The organism is Streptomyces sp. SID13726 (assembly GCF_010548375.1).
Lineage (GTDB): Bacteria > Actinomycetota > Actinomycetes > Streptomycetales > Streptomycetaceae > Streptomyces.
In genome coordinates this window covers 189,368-207,128 of sequence record NZ_JAAGLY010000002.1, presented here as the reverse complement: position 1 = coordinate 207,128, position 17,761 = coordinate 189,368, and the positions used below count along the sequence as shown (strand labels likewise).

General features: G+C 73.1%; 13 protein-coding genes and 2 pseudogenes. 10 read left to right on the top strand and 5 right to left on the bottom strand.

Annotated elements, in window-relative coordinates:
- Positions 1–50: 50 nt before the first annotated feature.
- Together G3I78_RS04945 and G3I78_RS04940 are read right to left on the bottom strand one after the other, a co-directional pair.
- Entirely contained in the window at positions 51–1,652 is a 1,602-nt protein-coding gene (locus G3I78_RS04945) for a SpoIIE family protein phosphatase (RefSeq protein WP_239157660.1), read from the bottom strand.
- 304 nt (positions 1,653–1,956) lie between these two features.
- Positions 1,957–2,637 (bottom strand): class I SAM-dependent methyltransferase, encoded by a 681-nt coding sequence (locus G3I78_RS04940; RefSeq protein WP_164421541.1) that lies wholly within the window; start codon positions 2,635–2,637, stop codon positions 1,957–1,959.
- Between the two features lie 167 nt (positions 2,638–2,804).
- On the opposite strand from G3I78_RS04940, the gene G3I78_RS04935 reads away from it, so the two are divergent.
- Complete coding sequence (locus tag G3I78_RS04935; protein ID WP_164421540.1) at positions 2,805–3,773, top strand: alpha/beta hydrolase; 969 nt, start codon at positions 2,805–2,807, stop codon at positions 3,771–3,773.
- Between the two features lie 91 nt (positions 3,774–3,864).
- On the opposite strand, the gene G3I78_RS04930 is transcribed toward G3I78_RS04935, so the two are convergent.
- Positions 3,865–5,238 (bottom strand): Tat pathway signal sequence domain protein, encoded by a 1,374-nt coding sequence (locus G3I78_RS04930; RefSeq protein ID WP_164421539.1) that lies wholly within the window; start codon positions 5,236–5,238, stop codon positions 3,865–3,867.
- Between the two features lie 323 nt (positions 5,239–5,561).
- Between G3I78_RS04930 and G3I78_RS04925 the strand changes: the two genes are divergently transcribed.
- The gene (locus G3I78_RS04925; RefSeq protein WP_239157630.1) at positions 5,562–7,208 is read left to right on the top strand and encodes a hypothetical protein; all 1,647 of its coding nucleotides are present in this window, start codon (positions 5,562–5,564) and stop codon (positions 7,206–7,208) included.
- Positions 7,209–7,223: 15 nt separating this feature from the next.
- Here G3I78_RS04925 and G3I78_RS04920 read toward each other — a convergent pair whose 3' ends face one another.
- Positions 7,224–8,210, bottom strand: a complete 987-nt coding sequence (locus tag G3I78_RS04920; RefSeq protein ID WP_164421538.1) for an AsnC family transcriptional regulator — start codon at positions 8,208–8,210, stop codon at positions 7,224–7,226.
- Positions 8,211–8,361: 151 nt separating this feature from the next.
- Here G3I78_RS04920 and G3I78_RS04915 point away from each other — a divergent pair, with 151 nt between their 5' ends.
- Together G3I78_RS04915 and G3I78_RS04910 are read left to right on the top strand one after the other, a co-directional pair.
- On the top strand, positions 8,362–9,993 hold the full coding sequence (locus G3I78_RS04915; protein ID WP_343243649.1) for an MFS transporter: 1,632 nt from the start codon (positions 8,362–8,364) through the stop codon (positions 9,991–9,993).
- Positions 9,994–10,143: 150 nt separating this feature from the next.
- Positions 10,144–10,446 (top strand): annotated as a pseudogene (locus tag G3I78_RS04910) (glycoside hydrolase family 15 protein); the annotation flags it as partial.
- A gap of 35 nt (positions 10,447–10,481) precedes the next feature.
- Here the strand turns inward: G3I78_RS04910 and G3I78_RS04905 are convergent.
- A complete protein-coding gene (locus G3I78_RS04905) occupies positions 10,482–10,859 on the bottom strand; it encodes a DUF6479 family protein (RefSeq protein WP_239157629.1) in 378 nt (125 codons plus the stop codon).
- Positions 10,860–10,955: 96 nt separating this feature from the next.
- On the opposite strand from G3I78_RS04905, the gene G3I78_RS04900 reads away from it, so the two are divergent.
- The 6 genes and pseudogenes from G3I78_RS04900 to G3I78_RS04875 form a co-directional block, all read left to right on the top strand.
- Entirely contained in the window at positions 10,956–11,327 is a 372-nt protein-coding gene (locus G3I78_RS04900; protein WP_164421537.1) for a ferredoxin, read from the top strand.
- Positions 11,328–11,472: 145 nt separating this feature from the next.
- Positions 11,473–12,651 (top strand): acyl-CoA dehydrogenase family protein, encoded by a 1,179-nt coding sequence (locus G3I78_RS04895; protein WP_164421536.1) that lies wholly within the window; start codon positions 11,473–11,475, stop codon positions 12,649–12,651.
- A gap of 9 nt (positions 12,652–12,660) precedes the next feature.
- Complete coding sequence (locus G3I78_RS04890) at positions 12,661–13,503, top strand: oxygenase MpaB family protein (RefSeq protein WP_203614381.1); 843 nt, start codon at positions 12,661–12,663, stop codon at positions 13,501–13,503.
- A 66-nt stretch (positions 13,504–13,569) separates the two neighbouring features.
- Positions 13,570–15,810 carry a serine/threonine-protein kinase gene (locus G3I78_RS04885; protein WP_164421535.1) on the top strand — a complete coding sequence of 747 codons (2,241 nt, stop codon included), beginning with the start codon at positions 13,570–13,572 and terminating at the stop codon, positions 15,808–15,810.
- Positions 15,811–15,863: 53 nt separating this feature from the next.
- Positions 15,864–17,432 (top strand): NAD(P)/FAD-dependent oxidoreductase, encoded by a 1,569-nt coding sequence (locus G3I78_RS04880; protein WP_164421534.1) that lies wholly within the window; start codon positions 15,864–15,866, stop codon positions 17,430–17,432.
- Positions 17,342–17,758 (top strand): annotated as a pseudogene (locus tag G3I78_RS04875) (hypothetical protein); the annotation flags it as partial. The gene G3I78_RS04880 and the pseudogene G3I78_RS04875, both read left to right, overlap by 91 nt.
- Positions 17,759–17,761 lie beyond the last annotated feature (3 nt).

The window sequence follows — 17,761 nt, the reverse complement described above, 5'->3', positions numbered from 1 at the left end:
AGTATCGACCTTGGGACAACGAAGGTCACGTGCGCGGACGTTCCCCGGCGTCAGCCGTCGTCCTGATCGCCGGGCAGCGGCTGTTCGAACCAGACCACCTTGCCCGTGCTGACCCGGGTCGCGCCCCAGCGCCGGGCCAACTGGTCGACCAGGAACAGTCCCCGGCCGCCCTCGTCGCTCAGCCGGGCGTGCCGCATCCGGGGCACGATCGGCGAGTCGTCGCCCACCTCGCAGCGCAGCACGTCGGTACAGAGCAGCCGTAGCGTGATCGGCCGGGAGGCGAAGCGCACCGCGTTCGCCACGACCTCGCTGACCATCAGCTCGGTCGTCTCCACCAGGGAGTCGAGACCCCAGTGGCCGAGCGTCCTGCGGGTCAGCCGGCGCGCCTGGCCCGCGGTCTGGGGGCGCGGGGCCATGTACCAGTACGCCACGGTCTCCGGCAGCAGGCCCTCGAACCGGGCGGCGAGCAGCGCGATGTCGTCGTCGCGCACTCCGGTCCCCAGTGCTCCGAGCGCCGCGTCGCACAGCGTCTCCAGCGGCACGGGCGCGGCTCCCGAGGCTGCCGTACGCAGCCGTCCGCACAGTCGCTCCACCCCGGTGAGCACGTCCGAGTCACGGGACTCGACCAGGCCGTCGGTGTACAGCAGCAGGGTCGCTCCGGGCGGCGCGTGGGTCTCCACGGTCTCGAAGCCGCCGCTGCCGACGCCGATCGGTGCCCCGGGCGGGACCTCCAGGACCTCCACACCGCCGTCGGGACGCAGCAGCACCGGTGGCAGATGGCCGGCGTTGGACATCACCAGCCGGTGCAGGACGGGGTCGTACATGGCGTACAGGCAGGTCGCCGTGTGCTCGCTGCCCAGCCGCGCCGCCTGCTCGTCGAGGTGGTGCAGCACCTCGTCCGGGGGCAGGTCGAGCCCGGCCAGCGTCTGCACGCTGGTCCGCAGCTGGCCCATGATCGCGGCCGAGGTCATGGAGTGGCCCATCACGTCACCGATCACCAGGGCGACCCGGTTGCCGGGCAGCGGGATCGCGTCGTACCAGTCGCCGCCGACCTGCGCGGTCCGCGAGGCCGGCAGATAGCGGCTGGCCAGCCGGATGCCGGGCGGTTCGGGGAGGGACGGCGGGAGCATGGTGCGCTGGAGCGTGTCCGCCACGGAGGCCTCGCGTTCGTACAGCGCCGCCTTGTCGATGCCGAGGGCGGTGTGGGTGGCGAGCTGCGAGGCGACCAGCAGATCGTCCCCGGTGAAGTCGGGCCGGTCGGCTCCGCGCACCAGCACGACACTGCCCATGACATGGCTGCGGCCGTGCAGCGGGGCGATGATCAGCCGCTGTCCGGGCGGTACGGCTCGCGGACCCAGGAGTTCGGCCACGGCGGCGGCGACGCCCGGGGCGTTCCCGAACGCCGGCCGCCCCGCCCGCAGCAGCCGGGCGAGCCGTCCCTCGGCCGCAGGGTGCACGACGTCCATGGGGTGAAGGGCGACGGCCGGGCCCTGTCGTGGTGTGCCCTCGGTGCAGTGGAGGTGCAGCACACTCGGTACGGCGCCGATCTCGTCGCCGACCGGGAGCGGGACGTAGAGATGGACGAACGCCGCGTCGGCGAAGGCCGGGACGGCCGCGCGGCACAGCTCGGCCAGCGTGTCGGCGAGGTTCATGCCGCGGGCGATCCGACGGGTCGCCGCGTCGAGATAGCGCAGACGGTCGGTCTGGGCCTCGGGGCGAACCGGTCCTGTGTCCCCGGTGGGAGCTTTCGCGGGCGCCGGTTGCCGGGCCTTCGAACCGCTGGCCCCCGGGTCCGGCTTCACCTCAGGGCTCATGCGGGACCCGCCCGGCGCTTCGACGGCGTGCTTCCGGCCCCCCGCAGTCGTGGCGCCGGTGTCCTGATCGGCTCCGAGGTGCTTCGTCACGCCTGTCCTTCCGGCTGCCCGGGCCCGCACCGGGGCGGGCGGTCCGGAGTCGTCACCGGTGCCTTTCGCACCGCAGGAAGATCTGCACCTCGGGCGGGACGTCCGCGCTCGCCGGGGCGTAGCTGTACGAGGTCTCGTCGACGATCCGGAAACCGGCCGCCTCGACGGTCTCGCGGAGCTCTTCCCTGAGATAGCCGGAGACCCGGATGGTGCTGCCGATGAAGGGGATCGAGAAGTCGTCCACGTCGGCCTCGACCATGGACAGCGCGAAGAGACCGTCCGGACGCAGCAGCCGGCGGATGGTGTCCAGGGCGAGGGGGATCTCGGCGCGCGGCAGCATGAGCAGGGAGAAGAAGGCCGCGACGGCGTCGAAGCGGCCCAGGTCCAAGGGGCCGCCCGGACGCAGGTCGGCGATGTCCGCGCGGTGGAAGGAGCCGCCGGGAACGTTCTCCCGGGCGACCGCGACCATCCTGTCCGACAGGTCCACGCCGACGACGTCGAGGCCGGACTCGGCCAGCCGGCGTGCGGTCGGGAGTCCGGTGCCGCACCCCAGGTCGAGCACGCGCGCTCCGGCAGGCAGTGCGCCGATCAGCCATTGTGCGGCTGTGACCTGGCCTTCCTTGTGCGGAAAGGCCTCGTCGTAGCGGTCGCCGATGGCGTCGAAGGCCTCGGCCTGACCGGTGCGGTCGAGCAGGAGGCTCGCGTAGTCGAGCTTGTCGCCGGGGCTGGTCACCTGAATCTCCCTTGTGTCCTGTATGTAAGTTTTTCACAGTTGTGCGGCCTTGGAGCGGCCGGGGGACAGGGAGCCAGGTGGCGGGCAGTACCCGCCGGGTGGCGGGAGCGCGGCCCGGTGGGACGGGCCGATCATGGCGGGAAGGACACCTGCACCGGGAGACCGCCATGACGCCGAATCCGCCACCGTTCGATCCCGAGCTCGACGCGGCCCTGGCCGTCGTCACGGAGCGGATTCCGAGGGAGTGGAACCTCGAACTGCTGCCGGCCATGCGCGAAGGCGAGGCCCTCGTGCTGCCGAGCGACGAGCAGCTCGGCCGCGGCGGGGCCTTCCAGGTCGAGGAGCGCAGGGTGCCCGGGCCTGAGGGCGCGCCGGACATCTCCCTGCTGATCTGCCGGCCCACGGGAGTGATCGGGCCGCGTCCGGTCTTCTACTACGCCCACGGCGGCGGCATGATCCTGGGCCGCAACAGGTCAGGCGTGGAGACCGTCCTCGACTGGGCGCAGGAGCTGGGCGCGGTCGTGGTGTCGGTGGAGTACCGGCTGGCCCCCGAGCACCCGCACCCCGCGCCCGTGGAGGACGTCTACGCAGGGCTCGTGTGGAGCGCCGGGCATGCCGGGGAGTTCGGCGGCGACCCCGACCGGATCGTCGTCGCGGGCGGCAGCGCGGGTGGCGGTCTGACGGCCGCGCTCGCCCTGCTGACCCGCGACCGCGAGGGCCCGCGCCCCATCGGCCAGCTCCTGATGTGCCCCATGCTGGACGACCGCAACGACAGCCCCTCCGCGCTCCAGATGCGGGGCCTCGGCGTGTGGGACCGGTCCGCCAACGAGGTCGGCTGGAGCGCGCTGCTCGGCACGGCCCGCGGCGGCCCGGAGGTGTCCCCGTACGCGGCACCGGCCCGCGCCGAGGATCTGTCCGGACTGCCCCCGGCCTTCCTCGACGTCGGCTCCGCCGAGACCTTCCGCGACGAGGTCGTCGCCTACGCCTCCCGCATCTGGCAGGCCGGCGGGGACGCCGAACTGCACGTCTGGCCGGGCGGCTTCCACGGCTTCGACCTGCTCGCACCCCACGCGGCGGTGTCCCAGGCCGCGATCGCCGCCCGGGTGCGCTGGCTGCGGCGGCTCCTGGGGGAGTGACCCGGAGCCGTCGTCGGGCACGGTGACGTCGAGGCCGCCCGAAGAAGAGCTTGCCCTCCTCTTCGGCGACCGGCGCCCGGGCTCTACGGCGTCACACCCCCAGCGGGTTCGACCGGCCCGCAGCCAGGAGGTACCAGGCCGTGGCGCCCGTGTGCCGGTACGGGTAGTAGCCGAACCCGAAACCGGTGTCGAGCGGGCTGCTCGCCGAGACCACCCCGGAGCGGGCCGGAAGGGCGGCGGCGCCGACGGTCTGGCCGGTGCCGAGGAGGTCCTGGGCGCGTTCGATCGAGGCGATCAGGCGGCCGGCGCGCTTCTCGTCACCGGAGTGACCCCGGTCGCGCAGGGCGAGGGCGAGGTGGGCCGTGCCCTCGAACCAGACGCCGTTGCGGTCCGGTCTGGGCTGCCCGTCGGCGATGGGCGCGCCCTCGTTCGCCAGCAGGCTCGCCGAGCTGAAGGTGACGCCCTCGTAGGACTGACCGGCGGGGACCGTGCTGTTGGGGCGGTCCGGTGTGTCCAGGACGGCCAGTTCGGACGCGGCCCAGTCGAGCGAGCGGGAGTGCTTCCGGGAGGCGAGGGCGAGGTGGGTCCAGGTCTGGGTGTCCTCAGGGACCGGGGACTTGTTGACCGTCACGCCGTCGTTGGTGCCGGTGTAGAAGAAGCCCCCCGACGGTTCCCACATCCTCTCGACGAAGGCCCGCGCCCGCGCCCGCCGCTCCCGCCACACCCGGTCCCCGGTCAGCCGCGCGAGCCGTCCGAACAGGCCGACCAGGTCGGTGTTGTGCTCGGTCGAGGTGAACGGCAGCTTCTGGTCGGCCCCGTCGACGCCGAACTTGTAGCCGCCCAGCGGCTCGTCGGTGCGCCCGACCCGCTCGATCCACTCGCCGATCCGCACCGCGCCCGCGAGGAAGCGCCGCTCACCGGTCCGCCCGGCCAGCGTGCCGAGCGCGATACCGGCCCACGCCATGTCGCCCACGGCGGTACCGGTGAAGCCGAACTGCGTACCGACGTTCGCCGTGCCGTCCGCCCGCACGAACCCGTCCGGCTGCGCGGAACCGTCGTAGAAGGTGTACGGCCCGACGTTGTACGCCTGCCGCAGCCTGCCGTCGTCGTACACCGGGTCGTGCGCCTGGGCGTACAGCAGCGCGTCGCCGAGGGCCACCGCCCGGGCCCGGCCCCCGGGGGACGCCAGGTGGGCGAGGATCGCGAGGGCGTTGTCGTAGGTGAACGCGGTGCTGAACAGGCCCGCCTGGTCCGTGTAGCTCTGGGTGAGCCGGATCGTGCCGTGGTCCGGGTAGGCGTCCATGGCGGCGGCGAGGAAGGACTGCGCCCGGCGAGGCGCGGAGGACGCGGGCGCGGGCTGCGCGGCGCCGGCCGTGCCGGTGCCGGTCGCGGCCAGGGCGGCGGCCGAGAGACCGGTCCCGATGAGCGTGCGGCGGCTGAGGGGCGGGCGGGGGCTGCCGGTCATGGGTCTCCTCGGGAGGGGCGGGCCTAGGCTTTTGAGAGCGCTCTCAAGAGATGCGGGCTCATTCTGCTGTGGTCCGGGGGACGGGTCAACGGCTGTGGTCCGAACACCAGTTGACCATGCCCGCGAGGCCGAGTCGCGGGGTGGTCGACGATCCCGTCGTGGGCCGGCCCTCAGCCGTTCGACCGAGGGCCACCCCGTGTGCGGCGGCGGTTCCTGGCCGAACGGCCGATGCCGTGCGCGGGGGCCCGATCAAGAATCGATCAGCAGTCGGCACCGCCCCTTGACCACGTGAGGGCGCCGAACCGCTGAACGGAGACGCCCCCATGACCGCTGCTCTCGCGCTGCCCCCTGCCCATGCGGACCGACTCGCACCGCACGGCACGGGACCGGGACGGCGGCTGCGGGCCTTCCTCCGGCGCCGTTGCGTCCCCCTGCTCGCCACCGTGACCATGCTGCCGCTGTACCTGGCGTGGGCGGTCTTCCGCGCCAACGGGGGCGGCGACCTCGCGGCCCAGGAGACCTGGGCGCGGTTCGCCGTCCAGCACGGTGACTCGGCCTACGGGCTGTTCTGGTTCGGCGGCGCCCACACCGCCAACTACAGCCTGATATCGCCGTACCTCATGGGCTTCTTCGGCGTCCGCACGGTCGCCGTCGTCTCCGGACTGGCGTCCGGCTGGCTGGTCTCCGTGCTGGTGCTGCGCTCCGGCATCCGACGGCCGCTCCCGACCGCGCTGCTCGCCGCGTTCGGGCTGTGGGTCGACGTGGCGGCGGGCCGTACGACCTTCGCGCTCGGCGTCGCCTTCGGGCTCGCCGCCTGTGTGCTGCTGGCGGGGGAGCGGCGCCTCGTCCTCGCGGCGGGGTACGCGCTCCTCGCGACGGCGGCCAGCCCGGTCGCCGGGCTGTTCCTGGTCACGGCGGGCGCGGCCCACCTCCTGCTCCGCGACTGGGGCCGGGCCGCCGCGCTGGTCCTCCCGCCGTTCGCGGTGGTCGGTGCGACCACGCTGCTCTTCCCGTTCCACGGCCAGGAGCCCATGGCGGCCGGGCGCATCCTGTGGCCCTGTCTGCTCGGTACGGCCGTCGCCCTGCTGGCGCCGCGCGACTGGCGGGTGCTGCGGCTGGGCGGGGCCGTGTACGCCGTCGGGGTCGTGCTGTCGTACCTCATCCCCTCGCCGATCGGCACCAACGTCGAGCGGCTCGCGCTGCTGTTCGCACCGGCCGCGCTGCTCGCAGCCCTGCTCGCCACGCACCGCCGCGCCCGGGCCCGGCGCGGCGCGCTCGTCCTCGCCCTCGTGGCCTCCCTCTTCTGGCTGGGCTCCGGCACGCCCACCTCCTTCCTGCGGGGCAGCTCCGAGGTCCCGGCATGGGCCGCAGACACCCGAGGTGTCGTACGGGCCCTCGACCGGCTCGGCGCCGACCGCGCCCGCGTGGAGGCCGTCCCCGCCCACGACCACCGCGAGGCCGCGGTGCTCTCCCCGCACGTCAACCTCGCCCGCGGCTGGAACACCCAACTCGACATGCAGCGCGGCCGGTTCTTCTACGACGGCACGTTCTCCGCGGCCGAGTACCGGGCCTGGCTCGACCGCTGGGCGGTCGGATACGTGGTGCTGCCGGACACCGAACCCGACCGGTACGGGGAGGCCGAGGCCCGGCTGGTGCGCAGCGCGCCCGACTGGCTGGAGCCGGTGTGGAGCGACGCCCACTGGCGGGTGTACCGGGTGCGGAACGCGGTGCCGCTGGTGTCGGCACCCGCCCGCGTGGCGGGTGCCTCGGGCGCCGAACTCGACGTACGGATGCCGGGACCCGGCTCGGTGACTGTGCGGATCGCGTACTCGCCGTGGCTGCGCGTCGAGGGCGGATGCCTGAGCGAGCAGGGCGAGTTCACCCGGCTGACGGTCCGCGAGGCGGGCGTCTACCGGATCGGCTCGACGTACCTCGCCACCGCGTCGGCGTCCGACACCGGCGGCTGCTGAGCGCTCTGGTGCCGGTCACGCGGGGATCAGCCGGCCGTGCGCGATGAGGGACGCGGCCTGCTTGAGACGGCGGACCCGGATGCTGACGCTGTAGGCGTCGATACCGGGGACGGCCGCCACGCGGATGGTGAGGTAGCGGTAGAAGTCCTCCGCGTCCCGGCAGGTGACGATGACCATGATGTTGTGGTCGCCGCTCATGGCACCGGCGAAGGCCACCTCGTCGTGGCCCGCCAGCTCCTCGCCGACCCGGTGCAGACGGGCCGGGGCGACCCGCAGCCAGAGGGTGGCGTTGAGATGGTGGCCCAGCCGCTCGGGCAGCAGGTCGACGTCGTAGGAGAGGGCGCCCGAGGACTCCAGCGCCTCCAGCCTGCGGGCCACCCGTGCCTTGGACCAGCCGGTGACCTCGGCGAGCCGGGTGTGGGTCGTACGGCCGTCCTCGGCCAGGGCGTCGAGGAGCGGGGTGTCCTCCGCCGTGGGCGGTGGGTGCGGGCCGTCGGCCACGGACGGCCGGTCCGCGGTGAGCCGGGCCACCTGCCCGGGGGTGAGCCGGCCGCCGTATCCGGACCACTCGGAGTGGCCCCCGGTGCCGAAGGGGTGGATCAGCAGGTCGATGCTGACGTCCAGCACGGAGTCCGCCTTGGGCAGCCGGCGCAGCAGGATGTCGTCGTGCGGGGCCTCGACCGGTGAGTTGATCATGCAGATGATCTCGGAGCCGCCGGAGGCCAGACCGACGTAGGCGATGTCGGACCGCCGGGTGAGGGCGTCCGCGAGCGGGGAGACCCGGTCGGGGCGGCAGCGGATGCGGGTGATCCAGCGGGCCAGCCCGTGCGCCTCCGGGTTGACCAGGCCCACCACCCGCATCACCCCCTCGCGCCGCAGCGCCTGGTAGCGGCGGGCCGCGGTCTGCTCCGACACCCCGGCGACCTCGCCGATGAGCCGGAACGAGGCTCGCGGACTGTAATGCAGCGCGCGGAGGATTCTTCTGTCGATCTCGTCGGCCATGGGAGAAGTCTGCCAGCCTCGGGCGCATGAATGGAGGTTTGTATTCACTTCTGGCCGTGATATTGGGGATTCGATCCGTTGTCGCGGATGCTGGGGCGCCCGAGAAACACCGCAAGACCGCGGCGCGCGTCGCCGTAGAGGAGAGTTCCCCGTGAATGTCACGACCCCGGCAAGCGGGCCGGCCGACCGCCGGGCGGCCACGCTCGTCATGGCCTGCCTCGGCGTCTTCGTCGCCTATCTGCCGGTCACCACGGTCGCCGTCAGCCTGCCCGCCATCCAGTCGGCGCTCGACGCGACGACCGCCCAACTGTCCTGGGTCCAGGACGCGTTCGTCCTGCCCATGGCCGCGTTCATCCTGACCGCCGGCGTCGTCGGCGACGTCCACGGACGCAAGAAGGTGTTCCAGGCGGGGCTCCTCCTCTCCGCCGCCGGTGCCGCCGTCGCGCTGTCCGCGCAGTCGGTGCAGGTGCTGTGGATCGGGCAGGCGCTCGCCGGACTCGGTGCGGCCACGCTGCTGCCCACCACCCTCGCGCTGATCAGCCATGTGGTGCCCGACCACCGCGAGCGCGGCAAGTTCATCGGCCTGTGGGCCACCTCGCTGATGCTGGCGCTCGCCGTCGGACCACTGGTCGCGGGCGTGATCCTCGACCACTTCGCCTGGCGCTGGATCTACCTGCCCGCGATCCCCGTCTCGCTGCTCGCCGCCGCCGTCGCCGCACGGCTGCTGACCGACTCGCGGGCGCCGTTCGAACGGCGGCTGGACTGGCCCGGCCAGATCACCGCCTCGGTGGCGATCACCGCCCTCGTCTACGGCGTCATCGAGGGCGGAGCCGACTCGTTCACCGCCCCGAAGGTGCTGGCCGCCCTCGCCGTGGCCGTCGTCGGCGGAGTCGCCTTCGTGCTCGCCGAGCGGCGCAGCGACAGCCCCATGCTCGACCTCGCGCTGTTCCGCAGCCCGGCCTTCACCGCCACCACGCTGGTCGCGATGATCACCTTCCTCGCGCTGATCGGCTTCTTCTTCCTGCTCAGCCTCTACTTCGGGATGGTGCAGCGGCTCGACACGATGGAGGCCGGCTGGCGGCTGCTGGTGGTGACCGTGTGCGCCATCCTGGTCGGCGGGCCCGTCGGACGCCTCATGCACCGGGTCTCCGCGCGCGTCCTGATCACAGGCGGTCTGGTCCTCGTGTCCGCAGCGCTGTTCTCGCTGATCGGCGTCGACGCCGACACCTCCTTCGGGTCCCTGGCCCTGCGGCTCGCCCCGCTGGGGCTCGGCCTCGGCGCGGTCATGACGCCGATGACCGCGACCGCCGTGGCCTCCGTGCCGTATCACCTCGCCGGTATGGCGGCCGCGGGCAACAACGCCTTCCGCCAGGTCGGCGGCGCGCTCGGTCCCGCCGTCCTGGGGGCACTGCTGACCACCCGGGCGCTGGACACCTTCCCCGGCCACCTGGCCGACGCCGGAATCACCGGTGCGACGGGGGAGCGGATCGTCTCGACGGCGGACCAGGGCGGACTGGGCGCGGTCGCCGGGCTCGACCTGGGGGCGGACACGGGGCGTGCCATGGGCGCGCTCGGCGAGTCGTTCCTGGACGGTCTGCGGCTGTGCCTGACCGTGGCGGGGTCCCTGACCCTGCTGGCCGCGGTGGTGGCCATGGTGCTGCTGCGCCGGCCCCGGGGCGCGGGCGGCGGGCATTCGCAGATCGCCGCGTCGGGGGCGGTGGACGGGGGTGCCTCCGGCGGGGTGACCACGGCTTCGGTTTCGGGGGTGGGCGGGGAGGGCTGAGCAGCCGGGTTATCGGGGCGGCCGGTGGGACGTGGACCCATCGGCCGCTCCCGTCGGCTTCGGCACTCGCCTTCGCTGATCTCTGGCTCCGCCGCTCCCGTCGGCTCCGGCACCCGCCCTCCGCTGATCTCCCCGCACCTGGCCACCCTCGCCGAGTGCCGCCGGGAACTGGCCGACGACCACTTCCTGTACCGCTTCCGGCACGACGAACGCCCCCTGGCGGAGGCCGAGGGGGCGTTCCTGCTGTGCGGGTTCGTCATGGCGCTCGCCGAGCACCAGCAAGGCCGGGCCGTGGAGGCATACCGCTGGTTCGAACGCAACCGGGGAGCCTGCGGGGCGTCCGGCCTGTACGCCGAGGAGTTCGACATCGCCCAGCGCCGGCTGCGCGGCAACCTCCCGCAGGCCTTCGTCCACGCGCTGCTGCTGGAGACGGCCGCCCGGCTCGGTGAGTGACCGGACGGCCGCCGCTCCGTGAAGGGCCGCTGGCGTCAGCCGCGCCCCGGACCACCGCTGCCGAACGAACCGCTGCCGCCCTCGTTCCAGCGGGGGCGATCCTGCGACGCACCGGTGCGGGTCGGACTGTTCCCGTGGTTGGGCAGCTCGTGCGGGGTCAGCCGGGTGTCGCTCCTCGGCACCTCGTCGGGCTCCCGCATCTCCCTGATCTCACGGACCGGCCCGTCCTCCGGCAGCCTCGGCTGCTCCTCCGGGGTCGGCGGGGGCGACTCGCGCCGCTTGACGCGGACGCCCAGCCAGAAGGCGCCGATCAGGACCGCCACGACCACCACTCCCGCGACGATCACCCCGGCCGCGAGGGCACCCCGGCCCGCGGCGATGTCCATCCATTCGGTCTGCACGGCTTGGTTCATGCCACGCGAGTACCCCTGGCACCTCGGGCGAACCGGCTCGCCCGACCGGCCGGAAACCCCGGGTTTGGCGGCCCCGGGCGCGGCTACCCGCCCGGGGTGACTTCGACGACTTCCCAGCAGGAGCTCTTCCGGTTCCTGGAGGACCGCTTCGCGTGCGCCCAGGCGTGCACCGAGTGCGCACGGGCCTGTGCGCTGCGTGCGAGCCTGGTCGACCCGGACGGCACCGAGGAGCAGGAGCTGCTGCGCCGCAAGGGCATCATGTGCGCCGAGGTGTGCGACGCGACCTGCCGTGTGCTGTCCGAGGAGAACCACCTCGACGAGGCCGGCATCCGCGTCCAGCTGGAGTGGTGCCGCTCGGTCTGCCTGGAGTCCGCCCAGGTCTTCGACCGCCACGCCGGTGAGGACGCGGCCAAGGTGTGCCGGGAGTGCGCGCAGGCGTGCACGGACTTCATGGCGACCCTCGTCTGAGACCTGACGGCGCCCCCTCGCCTGAGACTTCACGGCGACCCTCGTCCTACGAGACCCGCTCTGAAAGACGCCTGACCGTTCCCTATTTCTGGAACACGTTCTACCGTGTGCGCCGTCAGGACCGGCCTGGGAGCCTGGAGGCGCCGTGCATCTCGACCACACGCCCGAGCAGCAGCGGCTGCGCACCGAACTGCGCGCCTACTTCGCCGACCTGGTACCGGACAACGCGCACGCCCGCTTCACCGACCGGGACGCCCAGAAGCGCTTCTACCGCACCACCATCCGGCAACTCGGCACCGACGGCTGGCTCGGCGTCGGCTGGCCCAAGGAGTACGGCGGACGCGGCCTGACCGCGATGGAACAGTTCATCTTCTTCGACGAGGCCGCCCAGGCCGGCGTACCGCTGCCGCTCATGGCCCTGAACACCGTCGGGCCGACGATCATGCGGTACGGCACCGAGGAGCAGAAGTCATACTTCCTGCCGAAGATCCTCTCCGGCGAGATCGACTTCGCGATCGGCTACAGCGAGCCCGACGCGGGCACCGACCTCGCGTCCCTCAAGACCCGCGCGGTCCGGGACGGCGACGAGTACGTCGTCAACGGCCACAAGATCTGGACCACCAACGGCGACACCGCCGACTGGGTCTGGCTCGCCGTGCGCACCGACCCGGACGCCCCGCCGCACAAGGGCATCACCATGCTCCTGATGCCGACCACCGACCCCGGCTACTCGTGCACGGTCATCAACACCCTCGCCTCGCACGACACCACGGCCAGCTACTACGAGAACGTCCGCGTCCCCGTCGCGCACCGGGTCGGCGAGGAGAACCAGGGCTGGCGGCTGATCACCAACCAGCTCAACCACGAGCGCGTCACCCTCGCCGCCCACGGCACCATGGCCATCCGCGCCCTCCAGAACGTCCAGCGCTGGGCCATGGAGACCAAGCTCGCCGACGGCCGCCGTGTGATCGACCTGCCGTGGGTGCGCCGCCGCCTCGCCCAGACCCACACGAAACTCGACGCGCTGAAGCTCCTCAACTGGCGGATGGTGAACGCCGTCCAGGACGGCACCCTCACCCCGCAGGACGCCTCCGCGGTCAAGGTCTACGGCTCCGAGGCCCGCCGGGACGCCTACGCGTGGCTCATGGAGATCGTCGCCGCGGCGGGCGCGCTGAAGGAAGGTTCGGTCGGGGACGTCCTGCACGGCGAACTGGAGCGCGGCTACCGCTCGGCCGTGATCTTCACCTTCGGCGGCGGCAACAACGAGATCCAGCGGGAGATCATCTCGTGGATCGGTCTGGGTATGCCGCGCGTACGGCGTTAACCTGCGGGCATGGGTGATCCCGGGCTGTTCACACCGAAGTCGGTGACCTGGCAGATGCACGGCGACCCGATGATGTGGGTCGCCGGAGTCCGTGCGCTCTACCTCCAGGCCCTGCACCCCCGTGCCGTGCGCGGGGTCATGCAGAACTCCGACTTCCGCCGGGACGCCTGGGGCCGGCTGATGCGCACCGCCAACTTCGTCGGCACCACGACCTACGGCACCACGGAGGCCGCCGAGAAGGCCGGTGCCCGGGTCCGGAAGATCCACACCATGCTCGGCGCGACCGACCCCGACACCGGCGAGCGCTACGGCGTCGACGAACCCGAACTCCTGCTGTGGGTGCACTGCGCCGAGATCGACTCCTACCTCCAGGTCGCCCGCCGCTCCGGCTTCCGCCTCACCGACGAACTCGCCGACCGCTACATTTCCGAACACCGGGTCAGCGCCCGCCTGGTGGGCCTGGACCCCGACGCGGTACCGGCGGACCAGGCCGAGATGGCCGCCTACTTCGAGAAGGTGCGGCCCGAACTCGCGGCTACGCCCGAGGCCCGCGCAGTGGACGACTTCCTCCTCCGCCCGCCGACGCACCCCCTCCTCGTCCCGGCGCGCGAGGTTCTGTGGCGGCGCGTGGCACGGCTGGCGTACGCCGCCCTGCCGCCGTACGCCCACGAGTTGTACGGCAGGAAAGCCCCCGAACCCACCACCGTCACCCGCCAGTTGCGCGCCACCGGCACCCTGCTGCGCTGCGTTCCCGCACGTGTGCGCTGGCAACTGCCGCCCAAACACATCCTGCGGGCCATGGCCCGGCTCGGCCCCGGCTCCCGGCCCGCCCCGTACAAACTCGGACGATAGGTCGCCATACTGGACGAGCCAGGGGCGGGGCGGGTTCTACGGGTGCTACGGGGGCGGTCGCAGGAGATGGGGGACAGCAGGCTCATCCAGGGGCGGTACCGGCTGCTCGATCTGATCGGGCGCGGCGGCATGGGCGAGGTGTGGCGGGCCCGCGACGAGTCGCTGGGCCGCCATGTCGCCGTGAAGTGCCTCAAGCCGCTGGGCGGACAACAGGACCAGACGTTCACCCGGGTGCTCAGGGAGCGGTTCCGGCGTGAGGCACGTGTGGCCGCCGCGCTCAGCCACCGGGGTGTGACCGTCGTCCATGACTTCGGCGAGTCCGACGGCGTGCTCTACCTGGTGATGGAGCTCCTGGACGGCCGCAACCTCAGCCAGCTCCTTGAGGACAACAAACAGCACCCGCTGCCCGTCGCCGACGTCGTCGAGATCGCCGACCAGGTCGCCGCCGCCCTCGCCTACACCCACCGCCAGGGCATCGTGCACCGCGACCTCAAGCCCGCGAACATCGTCCGGCTCACCGACGGCACCGTGAAGATCTGCGACTTCGGCATCGCCCGCCTCGGCCACGACGTCGACTTCACCTCCCGTCTGACCGGCACCGGCATCGCGATGGGCACCCCGCACTACATGTCCCCCGAGCAGATAGGGGGTTCCGAGGTCGACCAGCGCAGCGACCTGTACTCCCTGGGCTGCGTGCTGTACGAGATCGCCACCGGGGCACCGCCGTTCGACCTGGAGGACGCCTGGGCGATCCTCGTCGGCCACCGCGACACCCCGCCCCGCCCACCGCGCAGCCACCGCGCCGAACTCCCCGAGTACCTCGACAAGGTCATCCTGGACCTGCTGGCCAAACAGCCCGAACAACGTCCGCACGACGCCCGCGAGTTGGGGCGCCGGATCACGCTGGGCCGTACGACACCGGCGTACGTGCCCACCGTGGTGACCCCGCAGCCCGACTTCGCCCGACCCGAGCCGCCCCGTTCCCGGGAGACCCGGCTGCCGTCCTGGACCAACGGCATGACCACCGGGCACAAGGCCACCGGCGCCGGACTCACCACCACTCCGCCGGACGCCGGTGCCGGGCTGACCGGCGAGTGGATCGCCCGCTCCGTCTCCGGGCGCGCCGAGGAGCCGGTCCCCGAAGAGCCGCCCACGCCCTCCCCGCAGGCCGTCGCCGCCCTCGCCGGACGGCACAACGCGGGCCTCAGTCTGGGCAGGCTGGGCCGCTGGGCCGAGGCCGGAGAGGTGCACCGCGCGGTCGCCGCCGAGCGGGAACACCTGCTCGGCCCGGACCACCCCGACACCCTCGCCAGCCGCTACGAGGTCGCCTTCACCCTCAGCCGCACCGGCCGCGCCGCCGACGCCCTGCGCGAGTACAAGCACGTGGCCGCGACCCGGACCCGTGCCCTGGGCGCCGACCACCCCGACACCCTCGCCGCCCGCCAGGAGATGGCGTACGTCCTGGGGCAGTTGGGCCGCCACTTCGACGCCCACCAGGTCTACAACTCGGTGCTCGCCGCCCGGGAGCGCCGGATGGGCCCCGAGCACCCCGACACCCTGCGCTGCCGCCACAACCTCGCCTTCAACCTCAGCAGGCTCGGCCGCCTGGAGGACTCGTACCGCATGGCCTGCGAGGTGGCCGCCGCCCGTGCCCGGGTACTCGGCCCGCAACACCCCGACACCCTGGTCACCCGGTACGAAGTCGCCTACGCGCTCGGCCAGTTGGGGCGCTGGGGTGAAGCACTCCAGACCTACCACGAGGTCGCCGAGGCCCGTGCCCAGGCCCTCGGCCCGGACCATGCCGACACCCTCGCCGCCCGCTACGAGGTCGGCATCAGCCTCGGCCGGCTCGGCCGCAGCACGGACGCCCTCCAGCTCTACCGCGACCTGATCGAGGACCGCACCCGCGTCCATGGCCCCGCCCACCCCGAGACCCTGCGCGCCCGCCACGGCCTCGGCGTCAACCTCGGCCGCCTCGGGCGCTGGGAGGAGGCCCTCGCCGAGTCCCGAGACGTGTGCGCGATCCGCGAGCGCGTCCTCGGCGCCGAGCACCCCGACACCCTGGTCAGCCGCCGCGAGGTCGCCGTGGGACTCGGCTGGCTGGGCCGCTGGGCGGACGCCCTCACCGAGTACCGCAAGGTGGCCGCCGCCCGCGAACACGTCCTCGGCGCCGACCACCCCGACACCCTCGCCAGCCGTAACGACGAGGCGCACTGCCTGGAGCAGCTGGGCCGGGGCGCGGAGGCGGTGGAGCTGTACCGCCGGGTCGCCGCCCTGCGCCGGCAGGGTGCCTCCGGCGCACAGTGAGCCGGGTGCCGCCTCCTCTGGCCGAGCCGGATCACCGCGTGTTACGAAGAACCATGCCTGCACACGAGGGACACCGGACCTACGACGCCGTGATCATCGGCGGCGGCCACAACGGCCTCGTCGCCGCCGCCTACCTGGCCCGGGCCGGACGGTCCGTGCTGGTGCTGGAGCGGCTCGACCGCACGGGCGGCGCCGCCGTCTCCGCCCGGCCCTTCGAGGGGGTGGACGCCCGGCTGTCGCGCTACTCGTACCTCGTCAGCCTGCTGCCCAGGAAGATCGTGCGGGACCTCGGCCTGGACTTCCGCGTCCGCACCCGGAACGTGTCGTCGTACACCCCCGTGGAACGCGACGGCAGGCCGACCGGACTGCTCGTCGGCGGCGGCGAGCGGCGCACCCGCGAGGCCTTCGCCCGGCTCACCGGCGGCGGCCGGGAGTACGAGGCCTGGCAGCGGTTCTACGACATGACGGGCCGCGTCGCCACGAAGGTCTTCCCCACGCTCACCGAACCCCTGCCCACCCGGGACGAACTGCGCCTGCGGGTGGACGACGAGGAGGCGTGGCGGGTCCTGTTCGAGGAGCCGATCGGCGTCGCCGTTGAGGAGCGCTTCGCCGACGACCTGGTGCGAGGTGTCGTGCTGACCGACGCGCTCATCGGGACGTTCGCCGACGCCCACGACCCGTCCCTGCGGCAGAACCTCTGCTTCCTGTACCACGTGATCGGCGGTGGCACGGGCGCCTGGGACGTGCCGGTGGGAGGCATGGGCGCCCTCACCGACGCCCTGGCCACGGCGGCACGCGACGCGGGCGCGGTGCTCGCCACCGGGCACGAGGCCGTGGGGATCGCCACCGATGGGCAAGCGGCGGAGGTCAGGTACCGCACGGCCGACGGCGAGGGCGTGGTCGGCGCCCGGCACGTCCTGGTCAACGCCTCACCGCAGGCCCTCGCGGAACTCACCGGCGACCAGCCGCCCGCTCCCGCCGAGGGCGCCCAGCTCAAGGTGAACATGCTGCTCAAACGCCTGCCGAGGCTGCGGGACAGCGAGGTCGACCCGCGCGAGGCGTTCTCGGGCACCTTCCACATCGCCGAGGGCTACGAGCAGCTGGCCGTCGCCCACGCCCAGGCCGCGGCGGGCCGGTTCCCCACCGCACCGCCCTCCGAGATCTACTGCCACTCGCTCACCGACCCGACGATCCTCGGCCCGGACCTGGTCGAGCAGGGCTACCAGACCCTCACCCTGTTCGGCCTGCACACCCCGGCCAGGCTCTTCGACCACGACAACGACGTCGCCCGCGAGGAACTCCTCAAGTCGACCCTCGCCCAGCTCGACGCCCACCTCGCCGAACCCCTCGCCGACTGCCTGGCCACCGACGCGGCGGGCCGCCCCTGCATCGAGGCGAAGACCCCGCTCGACCTGGAACGCGACCTCCGCCTGCCGGGCGGCAACATCTTCCACCGCGACCTGTCCTGGCCCCACGCCGACGAGTCCACCGGCCGCTGGGGAGTGGAGACCCACCACGCGAACGTCCTGCTGTGCGGGGCGGGCGCGGTGCGCGGGGGTGGGGTGAGCGGGGTGCCGGGGCACAATGCGGCGATGGCGGTGCTGGAGGAGATCGGCGGCTGACGGTCCTGTGGGGGCGGCGGGAGAACTCCCGCCGCCCCGCCTGGCTGCCGCCGTCCACCCGAAGCACCCCCCGTGACGTACGGCGCCCGGTCGCTCAGGAGCCATGCCGCCGCCGGGGCGACGGCGTTGACGCGGAGGCCTTCGGGGCCGTACGTGGCGGCGGCCGACTCTGGAGTTGTCGACGATCGCGCCAGTGCCCGCGGTGGCGCGATCGCCGCGACAAGACCTTCGACCATCCCCTCGTCGGGCCGGTCACCGTCGACTGCGACGTCCTGGACATCGCCGACCGCGACCAGCGGGTCGTGATCTACACGACCACGCCCGGCTGA

Coding starts and splice junctions, on each gene's coding strand:
- G3I78_RS04935 (WP_164421540.1), top strand. CDS start 2,805: ATGACGCCGAATCCGCCACCGTTCGATCCCGAGCTCGACGCGGCCCTG.
- G3I78_RS04930 (WP_164421539.1), bottom strand. CDS start 5,238: ATGACCGGCAGCCCCCGCCCGCCCCTCAGCCGCCGCACGCTCATCGGG.
- G3I78_RS04945 (WP_239157660.1), bottom strand. CDS start 1,652: ATGAACCTCGCCGACACGCTGGCCGAGCTGTGCCGCGCGGCCGTCCCG.
- G3I78_RS04890 (WP_203614381.1), top strand. CDS start 12,661: ATGGGTGATCCCGGGCTGTTCACACCGAAGTCGGTGACCTGGCAGATG.
- G3I78_RS04920 (WP_164421538.1), bottom strand. CDS start 8,210: ATGGCCGACGAGATCGACAGAAGAATCCTCCGCGCGCTGCATTACAGT.
- G3I78_RS04925 (WP_239157630.1), top strand. CDS start 5,562: ATGACCGCTGCTCTCGCGCTGCCCCCTGCCCATGCGGACCGACTCGCA.
- G3I78_RS04885 (WP_164421535.1), top strand. CDS start 13,570: ATGGGGGACAGCAGGCTCATCCAGGGGCGGTACCGGCTGCTCGATCTG.
- G3I78_RS04905 (WP_239157629.1), bottom strand. CDS start 10,859: ATGAACCAAGCCGTGCAGACCGAATGGATGGACATCGCCGCGGGCCGG.
- G3I78_RS04880 (WP_164421534.1), top strand. CDS start 15,864: ATGCCTGCACACGAGGGACACCGGACCTACGACGCCGTGATCATCGGC.